Genomic DNA, 22,456 nt, shown 5'->3' with positions numbered 1-22,456 from the left:
CTGCACGTGTTCCCCCCGTACGGCCCGACAGACGCCGGGCGCGGCTGCCGTCGCCCTGCGGTCCTGGCCGGCCTGCGGTGATCCTCACGGGTGGCTTCCTGGCCCCCGGGGGAAGCTGCCGGGGGTCTACCTGGCGTCCTCCCGCACCAGTTCCGCCGCCTTCTCTGCCAAGGCGACGGTCGGCGCATGGGTGTGGCCCCGGGTGATGTGCGGCATGACGGACGCGTCGACGACGCGCAGCCCCTCGACCCCCCTGACCCGCAGCCGGGGGTCGGTGACCGACCCGGGGTCGCGGCCCATCCGGCAGGTGCCGGTCGGGTGGTAGAGGGTTTCGAGCGAGCCGCGCAGGGCGGCGGCCAGTTCCTCGTCGCCGACGACACCGGGGTAGAGGCCCATGGGGCCGCCGGTGTACGGGGCGAGCGCGCGGCCCGCGAAGAGTTCCTCGGCGCGCCGTACGCCCGTCACGATGCGGCGCAGATCGGACTCGTCCGTGAGGTAGCCGGGTTCCATACGGGGTCCCGCCCCGGTGTCGGGCCCGGTGAGCGTGATGCGGCCGTGGCTGCCGGGCTGGAGGAGGACGACGCCGATGGTGAGGCCGTGTTCGGCGGGCGGGGTGAGCCCGTGCTCGATGAACGGCACCGGAGCGAAGATCAGTTCCAGGTCGGGGGCGGCGAGCCCGGGCGTGCTCCGGAGGAAGGCGACGGCCTCGGCGATGTTGGAGGTGAGCGGTCCGCGGCCGGCCACGAGGTAGCGGGCGAGGTTCGCCGGGGTGTCGGCGCCGGTGAGGGTGATCGGGTCGGGGCAGCGCAGGGTGACGGCGGTCGACAGGTGGTCCTGGAGGTGGCGCCCCACCTCGGGCGAGGCCACCCGCGGGGTGATTCCGGCGGCGCGCAGCTCGTCCGGGTCGCCGATGCCCGAGTGCAGGAGGAGGTACGGGGAGCCGACGGCTCCGGCACAGAGGATGACCTCCCGGCGAGCGGTGAGCGTGCCGGGTACGCCGTCGGCCTCGACGCCGACCACCCGGTCGGTGTCCCCGTCGAAGCGCAGCCGCCGTACCCGGGCCCCGGTGAGGACGTCCAGGTTGGGGCGTCGGCGCGCGGGTCCGAGGTAGCCGTCGGCGGCGCTCCAGCGGCTGCCGCGCCGCTGGTTGAGCGGGGTGATCGCGCAGCCGCTGTGGTCGGGGCCTGTCAGCTCGGACAGTTCGTCGATGCCTGCTTCGCGGCAGGCGTCCAGGAAGGCGGCGGTGAGCGGGCTGGGGTCGCGCGGCGGCGAGATGAACAGCGGCCCCTCGGTGCCGTATCCGGTGTGCGCGGGCGTGTGTCCCGTCCACCGCTCCGCGCGCCGGAAGTACCGTACGAACTCGTCGTACGACCACTCGTGGCCCGCCGCCTCGCCCCATGCGTCGTAGTCGGCACGGTGGCCGCGCACCCACATCATGGCGTTGATCGAGGAGCTGCCGCCGAGCACGTGGCCGCGCGGCCAGTAGAGTTCGCGCCCGTCGAGGTTCTCCTGCTTGGTGGTGGAGAAGTCCCAGTCGTAGGGGGTCTTGAAGAGCTTGGCGAACGCCGCAGGCATCCGGATCTCCGGCTTGGAGCGCCGGTCGGGGCCGCCGGACTCGATGAGCGCGACGCGCACGGTGGGGTCCTCGGAGAGACGGGCCGCGAGCACACAGCCCGCCGATCCGGCGCCGACGACGAGGTAGTCGTACGCGAATGTGGCCCCGGACCCCTGCGGGTGCCGGCCCTGCGGGTGCTGGTGCTTGCGACGGCTCAACGCGGCTCCCCTGGACGACTGTTGGACTTGGTGTCGATCGCTGAGGACCAGCATGACTGCCGGGAAGCCGTGTTACCAGTGCGTACGCGACGGAGGGTGCACCGTCCGGGCTCGGGGGTCAGCCGCCGAGACGCTCGTCGGCGCGCGCTCGCCGCAGCGTGTACCGCTCCTTCTCGGAGAGCCCGCCCCAGACGCCGAACCGCTCGTCGTGGGTGAGGGCGTACTCCAGGCAGGCGGTCCGCATGTCGCACGCGCCGCACAGCCGCTTGGCCTCGCGGGTGGAGCTGCCGGGCTCGGGGAAGAAGAACTCCGGGCCGGTCTGGGCACACAGCGCGCTCTCCCGCCAGGAGGGCTCGCTGTCGGCGGAGAAGGCGTCCGTGGAGAAGGCGCCGGCGGAGAAGGCACCGGCGGAGAAGGTGTCGCAGTCGATGGAGTAGGTGTTGTTGATCGGCATGCGGACCACGCTGCCCGGTCCGGATCAACGTTTGATCAACGAGAGTTCAACGGCGCGACCGGTCGGCTTCACACGGCCGCGCCCGCCTTCCCGCTTCCGGCGTCGGCACCCCCGCACGAACGGGCCGAGGCGTTCCTCCGTACGCTCCAGGAGTCGTTTCGAAGCTGGGCCGACCGGGGGAAGTGACAGTGGTCCGGCATCAGATCAACTTCCTTGAGGAGTACGCGATATGACCGACTTCGCAGTGATCGGCGGCGGTGTCGCCGGACTGTCCACCGCACTGCTCCTGGCCAGGCGCGGGCACCCCGTCACGCTCTTCGAGCGGGACTCCCGCGCGCCCTGCGGCGACCTGGACGCGGACTTCTTCGACTGGCCGCGCCCCGTCACCGTCCCGCAGGCCGTCCAGCCGCACACCCTGCTGGGCGCGGCCCGGGCCGTACTGAAGGAGGAACTTCCCGACGTGTACGGGGAGCTGCTGCGGCGCGGCGCCAGTGAGTACCACGAGCTGGCCGGCTTCGCGGAGCCCACTCAGGCACGCGAGGGAGACGAGCACCTGGTCATGGTGCAGACGCGGCGCATCCTCGTGGAGACGGTCCTGTACGACGCGCTGCGGGCCGAGCCGACCGCAACCCTGCGGTACGGGGAGCCGGTCACGGGGCTGGTCTTCGGGCAGGACGGACAGGGCGACGAGGACGGTGTCCCCCGGGTGACAGGGGTGCGCACCGAGCGCGGTGACTTCGCGGCGGACGTCGTGATCGACTCCGGCGGGCGGCGGATCAGGACCGCCGACTGGCTGGCCGGGGCCGGGTGCCGGCCGCCGGTCGTGGAGCGGCACCGTACCGGAATCGCGTACTTCTGCCGCTGGTACCGGCTGCCGGAGGGCCAGTCCGAGGGGCCGCGCGGGCCGCTCGCGCTGACCGGGGGATCCTTCGGCGGGTGCGCGGCCTTCCCGTGCGACAACCGCGTGTTCGGCATCGCGCTCTTCCTGCACACCGACGACCCGACCCGTACGGCACTGCGCGACCCGGCCGTCTTCGAGACGGCGGCCCGGGCCTTCTCGCCGGGCGCCGCCTGGCTCTCCATCGGCGCCGAGCCGCTGTCCGACGTGCTGCCGATGGCCGGGCTCGACAACCGGTGGAGCGCACTGGTCGACGCCGAGGGCCCGGTCGTCACGGGTCTGCTCCCCGTCGGGGACAGCCTCGCGCACACCAACCCGACGATGGGGCAGGGGATTTCGCTCTCCCTGTGGGCGGCCCGGTGGCTGGCGGACCACGTGGACGGGGGTGCGGATCCGGCGGGCGCGCTGTTCGCCGGCGCGTACCACGCGTGGGCGGTGCGCACGCTCAGGCCGTGGTTCGACGTACAGGTGCAGACGGACGACGCGATCGGGCAGCGTTACGCCGAACGGTCGACCGAGCCGCCGACCGGACTGGACAGGCAGCGCGCCGCGATGCTGGTGTGCGGTCTGTCCGACCCGGTGGTGGGCCGGGCGCGCGCCCGGGTGCGGCACCTCCAGGAACTGCCCCGGGCGGTGTACGAGGACCCGGAGGTGCAGCAGCACCTCGCGGACTGGCTGGCGGCCCACCCGAGCTGGGAGCCGGGCCCGGTGGGGCCGAGCCGGGAGGAGTGGGAGAAGGTCACTTCGCGGTAGGGGCGGGGGCCCAGGAGGTCAGGCCGTCGTTCCCAGCACCTCGCTCAGGTCGTAGCTCACCGGCTCCTCCAGCTGGCCGTACGTGCAGGACTCCGGCGTCCGGTCCGGCCGCCATCTGCGGAACTGGGTGGTGTGCCGGAACCGGGTGCCCTGCATGTGGTCGTAGGCCACCTCGCAGACCGTCGAAGGGGCGAGGGCCACCCACGACTGGTCCTTGCCGCTGTTCCAGCGGTTCTGGCTGCCCGGGAGCCGGTTCGCCTCGTGGGCGGCCTGGTCCGCCCAGTCCGCCCACGGGTGGTCGGCGCCCGGGGCCAGGCGCAGCGGTTCCAGCTCCTCGACGAGTTCCTTGCGGCGCTGCATGGTGAAGGCGGAGGAGGCGCCGACGTGCTGGAGGCGGCCCTCCGCGTCGTACAGGCCGAGCAGCAGCGAGCCGACCACCGGGCCCGCCGTCTTGTGCAGCCGGTAGCCCGCGACGACGCAGTCCGCGGTCCGCTCGTGCTTGATCTTGTACATGAGGCGGGCGTCCGGCCGGTACGGCAGCGTCAGGGGCTTCGCGATCACCCCGTCCAGGCCCGCCCCCTCGAACCGCTCGAACCACATCTGCGCGACCTGCGGATCCGTGGTCGCGGGCGCCAGGTACACGGGCGGACCCACGTCCTCCAGCACGTCGGCGAGGGCCTTGCGCCGCTGCGCGAGGGGCACGTCGAGGAGTGCCAGGTCCTCCAGCGCCAGCAGGTCGAAGGCGACGAAACTCGCCGGGGTCTGCTCCGCCAGGAGCTTGATGCGGGAATCGGCGGGGTGGATGCGGTCGGAGAGCCGCTCGAAGTCGAGGCGGCCGTCCTGCGCGATCACGATCTCGCCGTCGACGACGCAGCGGGGCGGGAGCTGGGCGAGCAGCCCGGCCACGAGTTCCGGGAAGTAGCGGGTCAGCGGCTTGCCGGTGCGGCTGCCGATGACCAGCTCGGCGCCGTCCCGGTGCACGATCGCCCGGAAGCCGTCCCACTTGGCCTCGTACTGCATGCCGGGCGGGATCTTCTTCACCGCCTTGGCCAGCATCGGCTTCACCGGGGGCATGACGGGGAGATTCATCGGTCCCGGCGGTGGTGACGAGTGCGTGGGTTCCGGCGGCGGTGACGCGTTCGTGGCCATGGGTCCGACCCTGCCCGATTCTCCGATATGCGGCATATGTGGGCTCGGCCTACCGTGGCGCACATGGGCAAATCTGGCGAGGCGATCGAGCTGGACGCGGGAGGGCGGACCGTGCGGCTGTCCAGCCCGGACAAGATCTACTTCCCGGAGCGCGGCTTCACCAAGCTGGACGTGGCGCGCTACTACCTGGCCGTCGGCCCCGGCATCCTGCGGGCACTGAGCGAGCGCCCGACCACGCTGGAGCGGTTCCCGGACGGCGTCACGGGCGAGTCGTTCTACCAGAAGCGGGCCCCGAAGAACGTACCCGACTGGCTGCCCACGGCCACGATCTCCTTCCCCAGCGGGCGCACCGCGGACGAGCTCTGCCCGACCGAACTGGCGGCCGTCCTCTGGGCCGCGAACCTGGGCACGCTGACCTTCCACCCCTGGGCGGTGCGCCGCACGCACCCCGACCACCCGGACGAGCTGCGCATCGACCTGGACCCGCAGCCCGGCACCGACTTCTCGGACGCGGTCCAAGTCGCCCACGAGCTGCGTACGGTCCTTGACGAGCACGGGCTGCGGGGCTGGCCCAAGACGTCGGGCGGGCGCGGGCTGCACGTCTTCGTGCCGATCGAGCCGCGCTGGGACTTCACCGCCGTACGGCGCGCGGCGATCGCGGTCGGGCGAGAGCTGGAGCGGCGGATGCCGGACGCGGTGACGACGGCGTGGTGGAAGGAGGAGCGGGGGCCGCGGATCTTCGTGGACTTCAACCAGACCGCCCGCGACCGGACCATGGCGTCCGCCTACTCGATCCGCCCGAAGCCGCACGCCCCGGTGTCGGCGCCGCTGCGCTGGGAGGAGCTGGACGACGTACGCCCCGAGGACTTCGACCTGGCGACCATGCCCGCCCGTTTCGCCGAACTGGGCGATGTGCACGAGGACTTGACCGACCACGCCTTCGTACTGGACGCACTCCTTGAGCTGGCGGACCGGGACGAGAAGGACCGCGGGCTCGGCGATCTGCCGTACCCGCCGGACTATCCGAAGATGCCGGGCGAGCCGAAGCGGGTCGCGCCGAGCCGCGCGAAGCACGACGAGCACGAGGGACGGGAGTGAGCAGCCGGATGCCTTCCTCGGAGCACGAGCACGAGCGGCACGGTGCGCACGGTGCGCACGGCAGGGTGCGGTCCGGTGGCGAGCGGTGGGAGGCCTTCAAGAAGTCGCCGTTCCTGCCCGCGACGGTGCTGGTGTTCATCCTGGCCGCCGCGGCCGGACTCTTCGCCGGTTCCTACACGTACACGATGGCCAACCCCACGCCGCACCACATTCCGGCGGCCGTCGTCGGCGATCCTGCGACCCCGCAGCTGAAGGCGTTCGTCGCGGGTCTTGACAAGGTGCTGCCCGGCTCGCTGAAGGTGACTTCGTACGGGTCCCGGGCGGCGGCCCGCGAAGCGGTCGAGGAGCAGCGGGTGTTCGCGGTGCTGAGCGGCGACGGCCGGAAGGTCGAGCTGGACCTCTCGGGCGCCTCCGGTGCGTCGGTCGCCCAACTGCTCGCCGAGGCCGGGGCGGAGGTGGGCAAGGCGGCCGGGGTGAGCGTCGAGGTGCGGGACGTCAAGCCCTTGCAGAAGGGCGACCCGCGCGGTCTCGCACTCTTCTACATCTCGCTCGCCGCGGTCATCATCGGCTTCGTCGGGGCGATCCAACTCAGCGTCCACGCAAGGGGGTTGAACCCAGCCGAGCGGATCTGCTTCCACCTCGCCTACTCGCTGCTCGGAGGGTTCGTGATCGCGGCGGTGGTGGACTGGCTGCTGGGGGCGCTGGACCTGCCGTTCGTGCAGTCCTGGCTGATCCTCGCGCTGACGATGTTCACCTCCGGCATGGTCTTCACCATGTTCAACACCCTCATGGGCCGCTGGGCGATGATCCCCACCTGGGGCCTGATGGTGCTGCTCGGCAACCCGTCGTCGGGCGGCGCGGTGTCGTGGCCGCTGCTGCCTTCGCTCCTCGGCCACATCGGGCGGTGGCTGCCGCCGGGCGCGTCGGTGAACGCGCAGCACACCGCGGTCTACTTCCAGGGGCACCAGCATCTGATGCCGTATCTGGTGCTGGCGGGCTGGGCGCTGCTGTCCTGCGCGGTGTTCTGGTTCTGGCGCCACCGCCACCCGGGCGGACGCGACAGGTCCCCCGCCCACGCGGGACGGGGGACCGGGGCGGCGGACGCGCCCGCCGGGATGTGACGTACCGGTGCTCTGCGGCTACAGCTCCTTGATGCGGATGTCGCGGTACGAGACGACGTCGGTCGCGCCGTGCACCTGGAGCCCGAGGTAGCCGGACGCGAACCTGCGTCCGTCCGTGCCGGGGTCGTCGCCGCGCGGCGGGTGGAAGTCCTGCCCGCCGTTGTTGTCGAACTCGTTGATCAGCACACCGTTGCGCAGGATCGAGTAGTGCTGGCCCCGCACCCTGATCTCGTAGTCGTTCCAGGTGCCCTTGGGGGTCACGCCCGCGCCGCCGAGGCCGACCCGGTCGAAGCCGTAGAGCGATCCTGTCTTGTAGATGTCGCCGTCGGGCCGGTCGAGGATCTGCACCTCGTGCCCGTACTTGATGGCGACCCACTCGGGCCTGGGCTCCTCCGGGTGGTCGTGGACGTTCGGGAAGCGCACGAAGACACCGGAGTTGGCGAAGTTGGTGTCACCGGGCGCGTCGTCGCGGAACTGGAGCTTCAGCGAGAAGTCCTCGTACTTCCGGGACGGGAACCACAGCATGCCCATGCCGGGAACGGTCGTACTGCTGGTGATCGTCCCGTCCGCGTTCAGCCCGAAGGAACCGCCGCCCACCTGCTGCCACTTCGCGAAGGAGGCGGCCGTGCCGTCGAACAGCGGGCGGTAGCCCTCGGTCTGGCCCGGCTTGCCGATGCCGGACTGCTGGGCGGCCGCGTAGATCTTCTTGTGCTCGCGCCGGTCGATCACGCCGTCGGCGAGGAGCTTGTCGAGCACCTGGTCGACGTGCTTGAGGAAGAGGGCGTGCGAGGTCCACTCCTTCTCGTCCTCGATCAGCTCGCCGATGGTGCAGCGGCCACGGGTGAGACGGTTCGGCACGCCGGTGTCGACGGTCCCGACGAATACGGTCAACCGCTCGTCGAATTCGGGGCAGTTGGGGGCGGGGACACCGCCGCCCGGCACGACGTCGAAGGACGCCTTCTTCGGCTCCGAGGTGTTGCCCGCCTTGTCGGTGGCCCGGTGCAGGAAGGCGTGGTGGCCGACGCGGTCGACGACGACGGGGGCGGTGTACGCGAGGTAGGGCCCGCCGTCGAGCGAGTACTCGACCCTCTCGACGCCCGATCCCCCGGCGTCGGTCGCGCTGACCTTCGCCGTCGCACTGCCGAGGTAGGCGCCGTCGGAGTTCTTGGCGCCGGTCACCGTCGCGACCGTCTCGGGCGGGGTCTTGTCCTGGGCGGGCGGGACGACGACGGTGAAGTCGACGGCCTTCTCGGCGGCGACGTTGCCCGCCTTGTCGCTCGCCCGGTAGCGGACCTTGTGCGTACCGGCCTCGTGGACCATCACCGGTGCGGTGTACGGGGTCCAGGCGCCTGCCGCGCCGAGCGCGTACTCGATCCGGTTGACACCCGAGCCGGTGTCGGACGCGGTCACGGTGACCGTCGCCATGCCGATGTACCGCCCCTGGCCGTCCTTCTCGCCGGTCACGGTCGCCGAGGTCTCCGGCGGGGTCCTGTCGTCCGTGGGCGGCGGGGCGATCTTGAAGTCGACGGCCTTCTCGGCGGCGGTGTTGCCCGCCTTGTCGGTGGCCCGGTAGCGGACCTTGTGGGTACCGACCTCGTGGATCATCACGGGTGCGGTGTACGGGGTCCAGGCGCCGGCCGCCCCGAGCGCGTACTCGGTCTTCGCGACGCCGGAGCCGCCCTCGTCCGTGGCGGACACGGTCACCGTGGCGTGGGCGATGTAGTCGCCGTCCGCGTTCGTCTCGCCGTCGACCTTCGCGGAGGTCTCGGGAGCGGTGGTGTCGGGGCCGCCCTCGGTCACGGTGAGGATGCCCTGCATCGCGCCGTGGCCGGGGATGGTGCAGTGGAAGCGGTAGCGGCCGGGGGAGAGGGTGACCTCGGCGGTGTGCTTGCCGCCCTGGGCGTCACCCGGGTTGGCGAGGATGTTGAGCGGGACGTCGTTGTTGTACTCGGGGTCCGACACGTCGAAGGTGAGCGTGTGCGGCATGCTCGTGGTGTTGCCTGTCGCGGTGCTGTTCTCGAAGACGATCGTGGTGGGTCCCGCCACCGCCGTGGTGGGGAAGGTCAGATAGCGGTCGACGGGGTCGCCCGCGGTCCAGGTGAGGGTCTGCGCGGCCTGCTTGCCGCTGCCCGCCGTACGCCCTTGTGCGGCGGTGGCGGCCAGCCCGAGAACCATCACCAGGGCGGCGAGAACCGCCGTCCACACATGGGGAGTTGTGCGCCTCCCTGATCCCCTGACGGCCACTCACCTCACCTCCTTCTTGACCACGTCACCGGCGGCCGGGGTCGGCTCGCCGCCCTTGTACGTCACGCGCCACAGCGCCGACTTGTCGTCGAGGGTGAAGAAGCCCCGCCCGTAGTCGAGGACGTAGAGCGAGCCGTCGGGGGCGAACTTCCAGTCCATGAGGTTGCGGATGCCCGCCGCCCCCACCGGGATGATCTTCTTCAGGGACTCGGCGTGGGTGGGCAGTCCGCCCTTGCCGACGGTCTTCGGGTCGGTGAGCACGGCGTGCCGGGGCTGGTCGCCGCCGTCGTAGAAGTCGCCGACGAACCACTTGCCGTCCCAGTAGGAGGGCCACTTGTCCTTGCCGGTGCTCGCCGTGTCGTAGCGGTAGACCGGGCCGTTCATGGTGGCCTGGCCGCCGCCCTTGAGCCAGGGCAGGAGCAGTTTCTGCTCGGAGAGCTGGTAGCTCGGCACGCCGGCCGCGTCGCGCGGGAAGTCGGGGCCGCCGCCCTGCGGGGAGTACCAGATGGTGTTGGGGGTGACGGGCGGCAGGTTCACCAGGCCGTCGTTGTGCGGCGACTCGTTCTTGGGCTTGGCGCAGTCGTACCAGCCGAGCGGCTTGTCGGGGTCGGGCAGGTTGCGGTCGCGGTAGGGCTGGTTGTTGCCCATGCAGTACGGCCAGCCTCGGTTGCCCGGTCCGGTGATCGCCGCGAAGGTGTCGTACTTGGCGGGACCCCAGGTGGGGCTGGGCTCCCCCGCGTCCGGGCCGACCCAACCGGCGTACAGCACATCGGTCTTGGGGTCGACGGCGATGCGCGCGGGGTTGCGTACGCCCATCACATAGATCTCGCCGCGGGTCCTGTCGCCACCCTCGTCCGGCTCCTGGCCGGTGAAGAGGTTGCCGGCGGGGAGGGTGTAGGTGCCGTCGTCCTCGGGGTGGATGCGGAGGATCTTTCCGTTGAGGTTGCGGGTGTTCCCGGCCGTCCGGCGGGCGTCGGCGAAGGAGACGCCCTTGAAGTTCGGCTTGGGGTTGTTTCCGGAGTAACCCCCGGTGAACTGCGAGGAGTTGTTGTCTCCGGTCGCGATGTACAGGTTCTGTTTCGAGTCCCAGGCCATCCCGCCGCCCGCGTGGCAGCAACTGTGGATCTGCACCGGCCAGTTCAGCAGCACCTTCTCGCTCGCGAGGTCGAGCCTGTTGGTGGCCGGGTCGAGGGTGAAGCGGGAGACGCGGCGCTCGGCCATGTGTGTGTCGCGGTTGATCCGGGAGTGGGGTGTGTAGTGCAGGTAGACCCACCCGTTGGTGAGGAAGTCGGGGTCGAGCTCGACGCCGAGCAGCCCTTCCTCATTCTTGATCAGCTCGTCCCCGCCGCCCTTGTTGCCGAAGACGGTGAGGGCACCGGCGAAGGTGACCTTCTTCGTCTTCGGGTCGTAGACGTGGACCTGGCCCTGCCCCTTGCCGACGTCGGGATTGTTCCAGTCGGTGACGACGGGCGCGTTGCCCGCCGCACCTCCGCGCCCGATGTGGACGACCCGGCCGTCCTTGGCGACGACCAGGCCGTGCGGCTCACCGATCTGGTCGGTCTGCCCCGGCTGGTTGGGTGAAGTGACGCGCTCGGATGCGTAGTTGGCGTTGATGGCGGCGCGGCAGTCGGCGCGCTCCAGTCGGGTGGTCCAGAGCAGGGCGCCGCGCAGGTGGTCGCGGAAGTCGGTCTCGGCGAAGGCTTCGGCGGTGCCGCCCATGCCGGTGTAGAAGGACCGGCCGCCGTCGTAGTCGCGGCACCAGGAGACGGGGTGGTCGGCGCCGTTGGCACCGGCGCCCGGCCGGTAGGTGGCCTCGCGGACCCTGGCGACGGTGTGCACGTCGCCGGACGGGTTCTTGGTCCAGTTGAGCCACTTGTCGGGCCGCCTCCACTCCAGCGGGAGCGACCTGGTCGCCGGGTGCTGCCGGTCGCCGACCTCAACCGTCGCCCGCTGCACGCCACTTGGGCCTGCGGCGACGGCGCGGGCGCCGACGAGAGCGCCGAACCATTCGGAGTACGGTTCGGTGCGCGCGGCGTCGTGGATGCCGAGGAAGCCGCCGCCCGCCTCCATGTACGCCTCCAGGCCCGCCTCCTGCTCCGGGTCGAGGACGTCGCCGCCGCCGGTCAGGAAGACGACCGCGTTGAACTTGCCGAGGCGGGGCCTGGTGAAGATGCCCGCGTCGTCGGTCGCCACGACCGTGAACCGCTGGGCGGCCGGCCCCGACCGGCCGATCTTCTCGACCGCCTCGATGCCGGCGTTGACCTGGGGAGCCTCTTCGCCGGATGCGGAGGCGTGGAAGACGAGGACCTTGACGGCGGGGTCGCTGCCGGGCGGAGCGGGTAGGGACAACGTTGTCCTGACCTTGGCCTTGAGGGCTTCCCTGGCCTTCAGGGCCCAGGGGTTCGGATCGCCGGGGTCAGGCAGGGCGGCGGCCGACGTCCCGCCGAGCAGGGAGGCGGCGAGGGCCCCCGCCGTAAGGACTGCCGCCCAGATGCGGCGGGGTGGTCTCGATCGGTGACGCGGTGCGCTCTGCAGATGCTGCATAGGTGTTCACCCATCCCTCTGTGGCTCAGTGGTCACAGGAACAGCCGCTGAAGCTAGACCTCTTTCCCCCGTTCGCCAAGAGGTATGACCGCCCCGGAACCAACTTTGTCCTGAGCGTGGATAAACCCGCCTCGCAGCGCTACGGTGACGCCGTCAATCTCCGTACCGGGATGGGGAGTTCGCCATGGACAGACGCAGCTTCAACAGACGCCTGCTGGCGGGCGGGACGGCGGTGGCGGCAACCGGCACGACCGCTCTGACATCGTTGTCCGAAGCCGGGGCCGCGCGGCCCGCAGCCCCGCCGGGAACCGCCCCGGCAGGCGGGGCGGTCCGCCATCTGAAGATGTACGCGGAGAAGTTGCCCGGCGGGCAGATGGGCTACGGCTTCGAGAAGGGCAAGGCGTCGATCCCGGGCCCCCTCATCGACATCAACGAGGGCGACACCCTGCACATCGAGTTCGAGAACACCATGGACGTGGCAGCCAGCCTCCATGTCCACGGCCTCGACTACGACATCGCCAGCGACGGTACGAAGATGAACCGCAGCCACGTCGAGCCCGGCTCCACCCGCACCTACACCTGGCGCACGCACCTTCCCGGCAGGCGCAAGGACGGCACCTGGCGGGAGGGCAGCGCGGGCTACTGGCACTACCACGACCACGTGGTGGGTACGGAGCACGGAACGGGCGGCATCCGAGGCGGCCTCTACGGCGGGGTGGTCGTCCGCCGCAAGGGCGACCTGCTCCCGGACAAGACCTTCACCATCGTCTTCAACGACATGACGATCAACAACCGGCCGGGACACCAGAGCCCCGACTTCAAGGCCACGGTGGGCGATCGGCTCGAAATCGTCATGATCACGCACGGCGAGTACTACCACACCTTCCACATCCACGGCCATCGCTGGGCGGACAACAGGACGGGGCTCCTGGAGGGCCCGACGGACCCGAGCCGCGTCGTCGACAACAAGATCACCGGCCCCGCGGACTCCTTCGGCCTCCAGATCCTGGCCGGGGAGGGGGTGGGGGCGGGGGCCTGGATGTACCACTGCCACGTGCAGAGCCATTCGGACATGGGGATGGCGGGACTCCTGCTGATCGCCAAGCCGGACGGGACGATCCCGGGCTACGACCCGCACCATTGAGCCGGGGGCGGGGCGGGGCGGTCGCGAGCGCGGGCGGTCGGGTGGGCGGGCGGTCGGGTGGGCGGGCGGTCGGGTGGGCGGGCCCCGCGCGTCGGCCGCCCCCTTTGCCCCCGGGGGGCCCGCTGCCCAAGGCAGGCTGAGGGGAAGCAAGCCAGGGGCGCGGGGAACTGCGCGACCAGCCACGGCGCATCCGCACAACGACCACCGTCCTACCGGCCCGCACCGGTGCGCAGGCCGGAAAGGGCCGGCGGGCCTAGCCCACCACCACCCCGCACCGCGCCCGCGCCCCCGAGCTCGCTCCCACGTACACCTCGATCTCGCCCGGCTCGACCACGAACCGACCGTCCACCGCGTTCGTCCAGAACCCCACGTCCGCCGCGCCCAGCGTGAAGCGGACCGTCTTCCGCTCCCCCGCCCCCAGCGTCACCCGCTCGAAGCCCCGCAGGCGGCGCACCGGCTGGACCATCGTCGCGACCGGGTCGTGCAGGTAGAGCTGGACGACCTCGTCGCCCTCCCGCTCCCCCGTGTTCCGCACCGACACCTCCACCTCGAAGGTCTCGCCGCGCCTGAGCTCCGCCGCCTCGATCCGCGCGACGCTCGCCCTCGGCGTGCCGATCTCGAAGGTCGTGTAGCTCAGCCCGTACCCGAAGGGGAACTGCGGGGTCCGGTCCACGTCCAGGTAGCCGGTGATGTACGTGTTGTCGGGGGACTCGGGGTCGTAGGGCCGCCCCGTGTTCTCGTGGTGGTAGGGGACCGGGATCTGCCCGACGTTGCGCGGGAAGGAGACCGGGAGTTTGCCGCCCGGGTTGACCTTGCCGTACAGGACGTCGGCGATCGCGTTGCCGCCCTCGATGCCGGGGTGCCACGCCTCCAGGACCGCCGGTGCCGACTCCAGCCAGTTGCCGATCGTCAGCGGGCGGCCGTTGAGCAGGACCACGACGAACGGCTTGCCGGTGGCCGCGACCGCCGCGAGCAGGCCCTCCTGGCCACCGGGGAGGCCCAGGTCGCTGCGGGACGCCGCCTCGCCGCTCAGCTCGGCGCCCTCCCCGACCACCACCACGACCAGATCCGCGCGCCCCGTGGCACCCACGCCGTACGTCACCCTGGCACCGCGGCCCGCGGCGGCACGGATCCCGGCCAGCACGCTCACCGGCGGAAACCTCTCCCCACCAGGGCCTGCCCACGTCCCTTGCATGTCACGGGAGTCGGCGAACGGGCCGACCACCGCGACCGACGTCCCGGCCGCGACCGGCAGCACCCCGCCCTCGTTCTTCAGCAGCACCATCGACCGTGCGGCGGCCTCGCGGGCCGCCTCGCGGGCGTCGGGCGTCGGCACTTCCACGACGGCGGACTCGTCCGCGTACGGCTGCGCGAAGAGCCCGAGGGCGTACTTGAGGCGCAGGACGCGGGCCACCGCGTCGTCGAGCCGCTCCTCCTTGATGCGGCCGGATGCGAGCAACTCCTCGCCGTGATCGCCGAGATGGGTGCTGACCATCTCCATGTCGACGCCCGCGTTCAGCGCGATCCGGGCGGCTTCGGCGCCGTCGGCGGCGAAGCCGTGCGGAAGGAGTTCGCCGACGCCGTTCCAGTCGCTGACGACGAGCCCTTCGAACTCCCAGTCCTCCTTGAGGATTTCGGTGAGGGTGTGTCCGTTGGCGTGGGCGGGAATGCCGCTGAGGGTGTTGAAGGAGGCCATGACCGTGGCGCAGCCCGCGTCGACGGCCGCCTTGAAGGGCGGGAGGTAGAGGTTGCGCAGCCGGGACTCCGAGACGTCGACGGTGTTGTAGTCACGGCCGCCCTCCGCGCCCCCGTACGCCACGAAGTGCTTCGCGCACGCCGCCACGCGGTCGGGCGCGCTCAGGTCGTCGCCCTGGAATCCGCGCGTCTTGGCCGCCGCGAACACCGCCGTCAGGTAGGGGTCCTCGCCGCAGCCCTCGGCGATGCGGCCCCAGCGGGGCTCGCTCGTGACGTCCATCATCGGGGCGAAGGCCCAGTGGATGCCGTGGGAGCGGGCCTCCTTGGCCGACACCTCGCCGTCGGTCCGTGCGACCTCGGGGTCGAAGCCGGCGGCCTGGGCGAGCGGGATCGGGAAGGTGGTCCAGAAGCCGTGGATGACGTCGAAACCGAAGACCAGCGGGATGCCGAGGCGGGACTCCTCGACGGCGATCCGCTGGAGCGCGTTGCTGTTCCTGGCGCCGACGATGTTGAGGACCGAGCCCAACTTCCCTTTCCTGGCGGCCTCTTCGGCCTGGGCGGTCTGGCTGCCGCCGGGGCCGGTCGCACCGGTCCAGGCGAGCTGCTGGAGCTGGCCGAGCTTCTCCTCGACGGTCATGCGGGCGAGCAGCGCCCTGATCTCATCTTCGCGCCCGCCGAGCCCGGCACGACCCATGAGCCCGGCCCGACCGCCGAGCCCGGCATCCACGCCACCGTCACCCATGTGTTCACCCTCTGAATAGGTCGAGCCGGCCGTTTTCCCTGGAGGCTCTCACAGGTGGGCGAGCAGATCGTCCAGCGGGCGCGGCACGCGCTCCAGGTCGAGGGCGTCGACCATCGCCCGCGCGTACTGCTCCTTGCGTCCGCCGGTGGTGCCCATGAAGCGGCGCAGTTGCTGGTGGACGGTTCTGGTCCGCTGGGCGGGCTGGTTGCGGAAGGTGCGCAGTGACCTCAAGTCGCCTTCGGCGTGGACGACCTGCTCCACCCCTGAGGGGCCGAGCGCGCGAATCAGTTCGTCCTCCAGGTCGGCGTCGCACACGTAGAAGCCGAGCCGCTGGAGTTCTTCGTGCGTACGGGGGCTGCCGAGGCCCGCGCGGTCCAGGGCGCGCCGGAAGAAGCCGACCTCGGCCGCGTCGCACAGTCCGGCGAGAGCGATGTCGAGCCCCTGCGGGCCGAGCAGGGCGAGGAACCTGCCGATGCTGGTCGCCCCACCGAGCGGAACGACGCACACGCCTTCCGCTTCCAGGTCGCGCCCCCGGCGCACGGCCAGGGCCTCCAGCGCGGCCCGGTCGCTGACGCCCTCGACGAGGGCCACCGTGCGCAGCCCGGTGCCCGTCGCCAGTTCGTGGGCGGCTTCGGCGGCTGCCGGGGCGTCCGGGCCCCCGGCCGCCCAGGTGACGGCCGCTGCCCGGAAGCGGCCCGACTCGTGCAACTGCTGCTTCTCGTCCACCGGGCCAGTGTCGCAGCCACGTCAAAGCTTTTCCCGGCCGCAGATCCACCGGCGGCAGCCCCTCGGCGGCCGGTCTCACACCGGCGGGGCCACGAGCCCGGTGTCGTACGCGATGATGACGAGCTGCACCCGGTCGCGTGCGCCGAGTTTGGTGAACAGCCGTGCCACATGGGCCTTCACGGTGGCGACGCTGATGAAGAGCGCGGCGGCGATCTCACTGTTGGACAGCCCGCGCCCGACGTGCGTGAGCACCTCACGCTCCCGCTCGGTGATCGCACCGAGGGCCTTGAGCGCCGCGGGCGGCGGCCCTGGTGCGGGGCGGGCGGCGAACTCCGCGAGCAGGCGGCGGGTGACGCCCGGTGCGATCAGTGCGTCCCCTGCGGCGACCACGCGGATCGCGGCGAGGATCTCCTCCAGCGCCATGTCCTTGACGACGAAGCCGCTCGCGCCCGCCCGCAGCGAGCCGTGGACGTACGCGTCGTCGTCGAAGGTGGTGAGCATCAGGACGCGCACCGAGGGGTGGGCGGCGGTGATCTGCCGGGTGGCCTCGATGCCGTCGGTGCCGGGCATCCTGATGTCCATGACCACGACGTCCGGGCGGTCGGCTGCCGTGCGGGCGACGGCCTCCGCACCGTTGGCGGCCTCGCCGACCACCACGAGATCGGGCGTGTCGGTCATCAGGACCCGCAGCCCGGCCCGTACGAGCGGCTGGTCGTCGGCGAGGAGTACGCGCACGGTCATCGCGTCGACTCCTGCGCCACTGCGGTCGCGGCGGCCGGATCCGACAGGGGCAGCGGCAGTCTGGCCGAGACCCGGAAGCCACCGCCCTCGCGCGGCCCCGCACTGAACTCGCCGTGCAGCAGCGCCACCCTCTCCCGCATCCCGACGAGCCCGTAGCCGATCCCCTGCGGCCGGCTGCCGCCGCTTCCCTCGTCGACGATCTCGATGACGAGCTCCTCCTGCTGCTGTGCGAGCGTCACCCGGCAGCTCGGGGTGCCGGCGTGCCGTACGACGTTGGTGACCGCCTCCTGCACGATGCGGTACGCGGAAAGGTCCAGGTCGGCGGGGAGCTGCCGCCGCTCCCCCGTCCACTCCACGTCGACCCGCACCCCTGCGGCGGCCGTCGCCCCGGCCAGCCGGTCGAGGTCGGCGAGGCCGGGCGCGGGGTCCAGCGGGACACCTTCTCGTACGTGACCGGGCTCGGCCTGCCGCAGTGCGCCGAGCATGCGGCGCAGCCCGGAGAGGGTGTCGCGGCTGGTGGTCTCGATGGCGGTCAGCGCGTTGCGGGCCTCGTGCGGCTGGGTCTCGATGACTCGGCTGCCGACGCCCGCCTGGATGGCGATGATGCCGATGCTGTGCGCGACCATGTCGTGCAACTCCCGTGCGATGCGCAGGCGTTCGGCGGTGACGGCCTGGGCGGCGGCCTGGGCGCTGAGGGCTGCGGCGTGCTGACGGCGTTCCCGTACCGAGTGGCCGATCCCCCAGGCGACGACGAGTACGAGGAAGAAGTAGACGAGAGTGCTGGTGAAGGAGTTCGACCCCGAAGTGAAGTACGGGGCGATCGCTGCCTGCACCCCGAACACCGCGATCGCCGCGCCGAGTGACAGTCGCTGCGAGCGCGTGGCCGCGATGATGCCCACCGCGAGGGCCCCCGACAGGACGAGGGAGTACCCGGCCCACTCGGACTCCACCTGGACCGGTACGACGGCGTATCCGCGCGGGAACTCCACCCACCGGGAAGGCACCGCCGTCCCGGCCGCGAACGTCCCCACGAGGACGGACAGCAGCCCGGGCAGCGGCCGGTGGCGCAGCAGACCCACCGGGAGTACGGAGAGGAGGGCGGGGACCAGGACCTGGAAGGCGGTCGAGAAGTTGCGGCTTTCGAACACCGCGAAGTAGAGGACGAACGGGAAGAGTACGGCCCCGGCCCAGGCGAAGGAATTGCGCAGACCTGCTGACAGGGACCGCATGTGCAGCGGGCTCAGGGACTCGACAGCGTTCATGCGGCCGATCGTAGCCAGCGCGTCCATGCAGGTCATCGGCCCGTGGGCGTACGTCCTGGGGCTACCCGCACCCGCCGGAATGCAGCCGGTGGCCCGATGCCGGAACCGCCCGGCCGGCGGGATCGTGGGCCGCATGATCGAAGTAGACGAACTGACGAAGCGCTTCGGGAGGACCACCGCCGTGAGCGGCCTGTCCTTCACCGTGCGCCCGGGGCACGTCACCGGGTTTCTCGGCCCCAACGGCGCCGGAAAGTCCACCACTCTGCGCATGCTGCTCGGCCTGAACGACCCGACCGGGGGTACGGCGCTGATCGGCGGCCGGCCCTTCCGGGACCGGCCACGCGGGCTGCGTCACGTCGGAGCGCTCCTCGACGCCCACGACGTGCACAAGGGGTACACCGCGCGCGCCCATCTGTCCGTGCTGGCCCGCAGCAACGGCATTCCCCCGCGGCGGGTGGCCGAAGTGCTGGAGGAGGTGGGTCTCGCGAAGGCTGCGGGGCGGCGGATCGGCGGGTTCTCGCTCGGCATGAAGCAGCGGCTGGGCATCGCGGGTGCGCTGCTCGGCGATCCGCCCGTCCTGCTCTTCGACGAACCGATCAACGGGCTCGACCCGGAAGGGGTGTTGTGGCTGCGCACCCTGTTGCGGCGATTGGCGGGCGAGGGACGGGCGGTGTTCGTGTCGAGCCACATGATGTCGGAGATGGAGAACACCGCCGAGCAGCTGATCGTCATCGGGCGGGGCGAACTGATCGCCGCCGAGAGCCTGGCGGAGTTCGCGGCGCGCGGTACTCGGCCGAGTGTGGCGGTACGTACTCCGGACGTGGCCTCGCTCGCTCCCGTGCTGATCGGCGAGGGGGCGGCCGTGGAGGCGGGCGCAGACGGGCTGTTGACGGTGACGGGGCTGCCCGCCTCCCGGATCGGCGAGCTCGCTGCCCGAAACGGGTTGGTCGTGCACGAACTCTCCACCCGTACCTCCTCGTTGGAGGAAGCCTTCATGGAACTGACTTCCACCAGCGTGGAGTACCCCGCCGGACAGACTGGAGCAACCCGATGACCGCCACGCTCGCCGCACTCGACACCTCCGCCGCCTCTGCCTCCGCCCATCGGGCCCGATTCTCCGACCTCCTCGCCGCCGAGTGGACCAAGCTGTGGTCGCTGCGCTCGACGCGCTGGTCCTTCCCGGTGACGGCACTGATCGTCGTGGGGATCGGCGCGAACAGCGCCCTGACCGATTACCGGAACTGGTCGCGGTACTCGCAGGAAGTCATCGACGACCTCGCCCGCTCCTGGGCGATCCAGGACGTCTTCCCCCTCGCTTCGGCCATGGTCCTGATGCTGATCGTCGGCACACTGGGCGCGCTCTGCGTCGTCAACGAGTACTCCAGCGGCTTGATCCGTACGACCTTCGCGGCCGTCCCTGCCCGCCGCTCGGCGCTGGCAGCCAAGATGACCGTCATCACGAGCATGTCGGCCGCCTTCGGAATGCTCGTCGTGGCGGTGTCGTACGCGCTCACGCAGGCGATCCTTTCGGAGCGCGGAGTGAGCCTGTCCCTCGGCGATCCGGAAGTGCTGCGCTCGCTCACCGCCTCTGCGTTGCTGGCCCCGGTGAGCGCTCTGGTCGGACTGGGGATCGGAGTGCTGATCCGGCACGGTGCGGCGACCGTGGCGGTGACCGCGCTGCTCCTCATCCTGCTGCCGACGTTCCTCAACCAGGAAGAGGCGTGGACGGCGGCACTCAAGTTCGCGATGCCGTTCAATGCGTGGTCCAACCTGGCCACCGTCGACCCGACCTTCTTCACGCCACTCCCCTACACCCCCTCGCCGGGCCACTCGTGGATCGTGCTGGCGCTCTGGCCGGTCCTCGCGGTGACGCTCGCGCTCGGCCTCGTACACCGCAGGGACCTGTGACGACACGTCAGGCAGTACTCCGGTAGAGCTCCTCGATCTCACTCGCGTACGCCGTCTGCACGGCCCGCCGCTTCACCTTCAGCGACGGTGTCAGCATCCCGTTCTCCTCGCTGAACTCCCCTTCCACCAGCCGGAACCGGCGGATCGACTCGGCGCGCGACACCGCCTCGTTGGCGTAGTCCACGGCCTTCTGTACGTCGGCGCGCAGTTCGGGGTCGTCGAGGAGTTTGGCGAGCGGGGTGTCGCGCGGCCGTTTCCGTACGGCAAGCCAGTGCTGGAGCGCGTCCGGCTCCAGGGTGACGAGGGCGGCGATGTACGAACGGTTGTCGCCGACGACCAGGCACTGACCGACGGGCGGGCGGCTGCGCAGCCGGTCCTCCAGCAGGCTCGGGGAGACGTTCTTGCCGCCGGAGGTGACGAGGATGTCCTTCTTGCGGCCGGTGATGGTGAGGTAGCCGTCGTCGTCGAGGGCGCCGAGGTCGCCGGTCGCCAGCCACCCGTCCCGCAGGGCCTCGTCACTGGCCACCTGATTGTTCCAGTACGAGCCGAACACGATACGGCCCTTGACCAGGACTTCTCCGTCGTCGGCGATGCGTATCGCGGTACCGGGCACCGGCTGGCCGACGGTGCCGGGGCGGGGCGAGAGGGGCGGCACGATGGTGGCGGCTGCGGTCGTCTCGGTGAGGCCGTAGCCCTCGTGGACGGTGATCCCGGCGGCGTGGAAGAAGAGGTTGAGGCGGCGGTCGAGCGGGGAGCCGCCGCTGATCGCGTACCGCAGCCGGCCGCCGAGCTCCTTGCGGATGCGCCGGTAGACCAGCAGGTCGTACAGCGCCCACCCGGCATACAACCCGGGGCCGGGCCCCTTCCCCTTGCCGAGGAACTTCGCGAGGTACGCCTCGCCGAACCGCACCGCGATCCGGTCGGCCCGCTCGAAGGACGCGCCGCGTCCGATCTTCTCGGCGGTGGCCCGCCCGGTGTCGTGGATCTTCTCGAAGAAGTACGGCACGCCGACGACGAAGGTGGGCTTGAACTCCTGTAATTGCGGGCGGAGTTCCTCGGGCTGGACGCTGGGGCAGTGGCCGATCTCGATACGGGCCTGGAGACAGGCGATCTGGATCGCCCGGCCGAGTATGTGGGCGAGCGGCAGGAAGAGCAGGGTGGAGGCGGTCTGCCGAGTGACGGCTTCGAAGACGGGGTGCAGCAGCCCGACCGTGTTGCCCGCCTCGGCGAGGAGGTTGGCGTGGGTGAGGGCGCAGCCCTTGGGGCGGCCGGTGGTACCGGAGGTGTAGCAGAGGGTGGCGACGGTGTCGGGGGTGAGGGCTGCGCGCCGAGCGGTGACCTCCGCCTCACCCACTTCCCTTCCCTCATCGGTGAGTTGGGCCATCGCCTCCTCGTCCAGGACCCAGACGCGCGGGGAGATCTCCCCTGCGGATCCGGCCGCCGCCTCGGCGACGAGTCGCGCGTGGTCCCGGGTCTCCGCGACGACGAGGCGGGGACCGGAGTCGCGGAGGATCCACTCGATCTGCGCGGCCGAGGAGGTCGGGTAGACGGGTACGGTCCGGCCGCCTGCCACCCAGATCGCGAAGTCGAGGACGGCCCACTCGTAGCGGGTGCGGCTCATCACCGCGACCCGGCCGCCCGGTTCGAGCCCGGCGGCCATCAACCCCTTCGCGGTCGCGGTGATTTCGGCCGCAAAGGCGGCGGCGGTGACGGGCCGCCAGTGCCCGGTACGCGGGTCCTTCCGGCGCAGCACGACCTGGTCGGGGACCTCGGCGGCGTTGACGTACGGGATGTCGGCGGTGCTTCCGGTGGCGGCATCGGTGACGGTGACCAGCGCCGACGCGCGCGCCTCACGCACCACTCCGCCCTCACGGGTCAGTTCCATGGTGACGCGGTCGGCGAGACCGCTGTGCTTGCGCGCCTTGTGCAGATCCTTGCGTACGCCCATCACGGCTCCTTGGATCCAGCTGACTTCGCGGTCAACTTACCGCCGCGTAACCGCACGGAGAAGTAGGCCGTACGGAGCAGAATTCCACCCCGTCACCGGACCGGTCCGCCCCCGCGTGCAGAGACGGCCCACCGGTGTGATCGTGCGAAGGTGACCACTGCCAGCGAGAACGCCAGCGCATCAGCCCCTGGGGCGCGGGCCGCCGTGCGGCCCGCAGAGCCCGTGCCGCCCGTCCTCGACGGCCGCAGACGCAACA

Annotated in this window: 16 protein-coding genes; 6 read left to right on the top strand and 10 right to left on the bottom strand. The window is 71.3% G+C overall.

Annotated features, from left to right (window positions below):
* Positions 1-126: 126 nt before the first annotated feature.
* Positions 127-1,773, bottom strand: coding sequence for a GMC family oxidoreductase (locus ACWGIG_RS06885; protein ID WP_453320467.1), 1,647 nt, complete (start codon positions 1,771-1,773; stop codon positions 127-129).
* A 118-nt stretch (positions 1,774-1,891) separates the two neighbouring features.
* Positions 1,892-2,227: a WhiB family transcriptional regulator gene (locus ACWGIG_RS06880; RefSeq protein ID WP_453320466.1), complete on the bottom strand. Its 336-nt coding sequence runs from the start codon at positions 2,225-2,227 to the stop codon at positions 1,892-1,894.
* A gap of 229 nt (positions 2,228-2,456) precedes the next feature.
* Between ACWGIG_RS06880 and ACWGIG_RS06875 the strand changes: the two genes are divergently transcribed.
* Positions 2,457-3,878, top strand: a complete 1,422-nt coding sequence (locus ACWGIG_RS06875) for an NAD(P)/FAD-dependent oxidoreductase (protein WP_453320465.1) — start codon at positions 2,457-2,459, stop codon at positions 3,876-3,878.
* Positions 3,879-3,896: 18 nt separating this feature from the next.
* On the opposite strand, the gene ACWGIG_RS06870 is transcribed toward ACWGIG_RS06875, so the two are convergent.
* Positions 3,897-4,967 carry an ATP-dependent DNA ligase gene (locus ACWGIG_RS06870; RefSeq protein ID WP_453320496.1) on the bottom strand — a complete coding sequence of 357 codons (1,071 nt, stop codon included), beginning with the start codon at positions 4,965-4,967 and terminating at the stop codon, positions 3,897-3,899.
* 123 nt (positions 4,968-5,090) lie between these two features.
* Here ACWGIG_RS06870 and ligD point away from each other — a divergent pair, with 123 nt between their 5' ends.
* Together ligD and ACWGIG_RS06860 are read left to right on the top strand one after the other, a co-directional pair.
* Positions 5,091-6,125 (top strand): non-homologous end-joining DNA ligase, encoded by a 1,035-nt coding sequence (gene ligD / locus ACWGIG_RS06865; protein WP_453320464.1) that lies wholly within the window; start codon positions 5,091-5,093, stop codon positions 6,123-6,125.
* A gap of 8 nt (positions 6,126-6,133) precedes the next feature.
* Entirely contained in the window at positions 6,134-7,246 is a 1,113-nt protein-coding gene (locus ACWGIG_RS06860; RefSeq protein ID WP_453320463.1) for an ABC transporter permease, read from the top strand.
* A gap of 18 nt (positions 7,247-7,264) precedes the next feature.
* Here ACWGIG_RS06860 and ACWGIG_RS06855 read toward each other — a convergent pair whose 3' ends face one another.
* Together ACWGIG_RS06855 and ACWGIG_RS06850 are read right to left on the bottom strand one after the other, a co-directional pair.
* Positions 7,265-9,421, bottom strand: coding sequence for an OmpL47-type beta-barrel domain-containing protein (locus ACWGIG_RS06855; protein ID WP_453320495.1), 2,157 nt, complete (start codon positions 9,419-9,421; stop codon positions 7,265-7,267).
* Positions 9,422-9,490: 69 nt separating this feature from the next.
* Complete coding sequence (locus ACWGIG_RS06850) at positions 9,491-12,034, bottom strand: ThuA domain-containing protein (RefSeq protein ID WP_453320462.1); 2,544 nt, start codon at positions 12,032-12,034, stop codon at positions 9,491-9,493.
* A 184-nt stretch (positions 12,035-12,218) separates the two neighbouring features.
* Between ACWGIG_RS06850 and ACWGIG_RS06845 the strand changes: the two genes are divergently transcribed.
* On the top strand, positions 12,219-13,178 hold the full coding sequence (locus ACWGIG_RS06845) for a multicopper oxidase domain-containing protein (RefSeq protein WP_453320461.1): 960 nt from the start codon (positions 12,219-12,221) through the stop codon (positions 13,176-13,178).
* 253 nt (positions 13,179-13,431) lie between these two features.
* Here ACWGIG_RS06845 and ACWGIG_RS06840 read toward each other — a convergent pair whose 3' ends face one another.
* From ACWGIG_RS06840 to ACWGIG_RS06825, 4 genes are all read right to left on the bottom strand, one after another.
* The gene (locus ACWGIG_RS06840; protein WP_453320494.1) at positions 13,432-15,567 is read right to left on the bottom strand and encodes a glycoside hydrolase family 3 N-terminal domain-containing protein; all 2,136 of its coding nucleotides are present in this window, start codon (positions 15,565-15,567) and stop codon (positions 13,432-13,434) included.
* 96 nt (positions 15,568-15,663) lie between these two features.
* The gene (locus ACWGIG_RS06835) at positions 15,664-16,323 is read right to left on the bottom strand and encodes a TOPRIM nucleotidyl transferase/hydrolase domain-containing protein (protein WP_453320493.1); all 660 of its coding nucleotides are present in this window, start codon (positions 16,321-16,323) and stop codon (positions 15,664-15,666) included.
* 93 nt (positions 16,324-16,416) lie between these two features.
* Complete coding sequence (locus ACWGIG_RS06830) at positions 16,417-17,082, bottom strand: response regulator transcription factor (RefSeq protein WP_453320460.1); 666 nt, start codon at positions 17,080-17,082, stop codon at positions 16,417-16,419.
* A complete protein-coding gene (locus tag ACWGIG_RS06825; protein WP_453320459.1) occupies positions 17,079-18,344 on the bottom strand; it encodes a sensor histidine kinase in 1,266 nt (421 codons plus the stop codon). The genes ACWGIG_RS06830 and ACWGIG_RS06825 overlap by 4 nt, the downstream gene beginning before the upstream one ends.
* A 133-nt stretch (positions 18,345-18,477) precedes the next feature.
* On the opposite strand from ACWGIG_RS06825, the gene ACWGIG_RS06820 reads away from it, so the two are divergent.
* Positions 18,478-19,398 (top strand): ABC transporter ATP-binding protein, encoded by a 921-nt coding sequence (locus tag ACWGIG_RS06820; protein WP_453320458.1) that lies wholly within the window; start codon positions 18,478-18,480, stop codon positions 19,396-19,398.
* Complete coding sequence (locus tag ACWGIG_RS06815) at positions 19,395-20,252, top strand: ABC transporter permease (RefSeq protein WP_453320457.1); 858 nt, start codon at positions 19,395-19,397, stop codon at positions 20,250-20,252. Before ACWGIG_RS06820 ends, ACWGIG_RS06815 begins: the two co-directional genes overlap by 4 nt.
* 7 nt (positions 20,253-20,259) lie before the next feature.
* Here the strand turns inward: ACWGIG_RS06815 and ACWGIG_RS06810 are convergent, their stop codons facing one another.
* Entirely contained in the window at positions 20,260-22,200 is a 1,941-nt protein-coding gene (locus ACWGIG_RS06810; RefSeq protein ID WP_453320456.1) for an AMP-dependent synthetase/ligase, read from the bottom strand.
* Between the last annotated feature and the right edge of the window lie 256 nt (positions 22,201-22,456).

The sequence above is a fragment of the Streptomyces sp. NPDC054863 genome (genome assembly GCF_053610825.1).
Note: the sequence above shows the minus strand (reverse complement) of the source record. Positions and strands in the feature narration are given on the sequence as shown.

Bases quoted from the DNA above. Each gene is read 5' to 3' on its own strand.
- ACWGIG_RS06880 (WP_453320466.1), bottom strand. From the start codon at position 2,227: ATGCCGATCAACAACACCTACTCCATCGACTGCGACACCTTCTCCGCC.
- ACWGIG_RS06875 (WP_453320465.1), top strand. From the start codon at position 2,457: ATGACCGACTTCGCAGTGATCGGCGGCGGTGTCGCCGGACTGTCCACC.
- ACWGIG_RS06870 (WP_453320496.1), bottom strand. From the start codon at position 4,967: ATGAATCTCCCCGTCATGCCCCCGGTGAAGCCGATGCTGGCCAAGGCG.
- ligD (WP_453320464.1), top strand. From the start codon at position 5,091: ATGGGCAAATCTGGCGAGGCGATCGAGCTGGACGCGGGAGGGCGGACC.
- ACWGIG_RS06860 (WP_453320463.1), top strand. From the start codon at position 6,134: ATGCCTTCCTCGGAGCACGAGCACGAGCGGCACGGTGCGCACGGTGCG.
- ACWGIG_RS06855 (WP_453320495.1), bottom strand. From the start codon at position 9,421: ATGGTTCTCGGGCTGGCCGCCACCGCCGCACAAGGGCGTACGGCGGGC.
- ACWGIG_RS06850 (WP_453320462.1), bottom strand. From the start codon at position 12,034: ATGCAGCATCTGCAGAGCGCACCGCGTCACCGATCGAGACCACCCCGC.
- ACWGIG_RS06845 (WP_453320461.1), top strand. From the start codon at position 12,219: ATGGACAGACGCAGCTTCAACAGACGCCTGCTGGCGGGCGGGACGGCG.
- ACWGIG_RS06840 (WP_453320494.1), bottom strand. From the start codon at position 15,567: ATGGGTCGTGCCGGGCTCGGCGGGCGCGAAGATGAGATCAGGGCGCTG.
- ACWGIG_RS06830 (WP_453320460.1), bottom strand. From the start codon at position 17,082: ATGACCGTGCGCGTACTCCTCGCCGACGACCAGCCGCTCGTACGGGCC.
- ACWGIG_RS06825 (WP_453320459.1), bottom strand. From the start codon at position 18,344: ATGAACGCTGTCGAGTCCCTGAGCCCGCTGCACATGCGGTCCCTGTCA.
- ACWGIG_RS06820 (WP_453320458.1), top strand. From the start codon at position 18,478: ATGATCGAAGTAGACGAACTGACGAAGCGCTTCGGGAGGACCACCGCC.
- ACWGIG_RS06815 (WP_453320457.1), top strand. From the start codon at position 19,395: ATGACCGCCACGCTCGCCGCACTCGACACCTCCGCCGCCTCTGCCTCC.
- ACWGIG_RS06810 (WP_453320456.1), bottom strand. From the start codon at position 22,200: ATGGGCGTACGCAAGGATCTGCACAAGGCGCGCAAGCACAGCGGTCTC.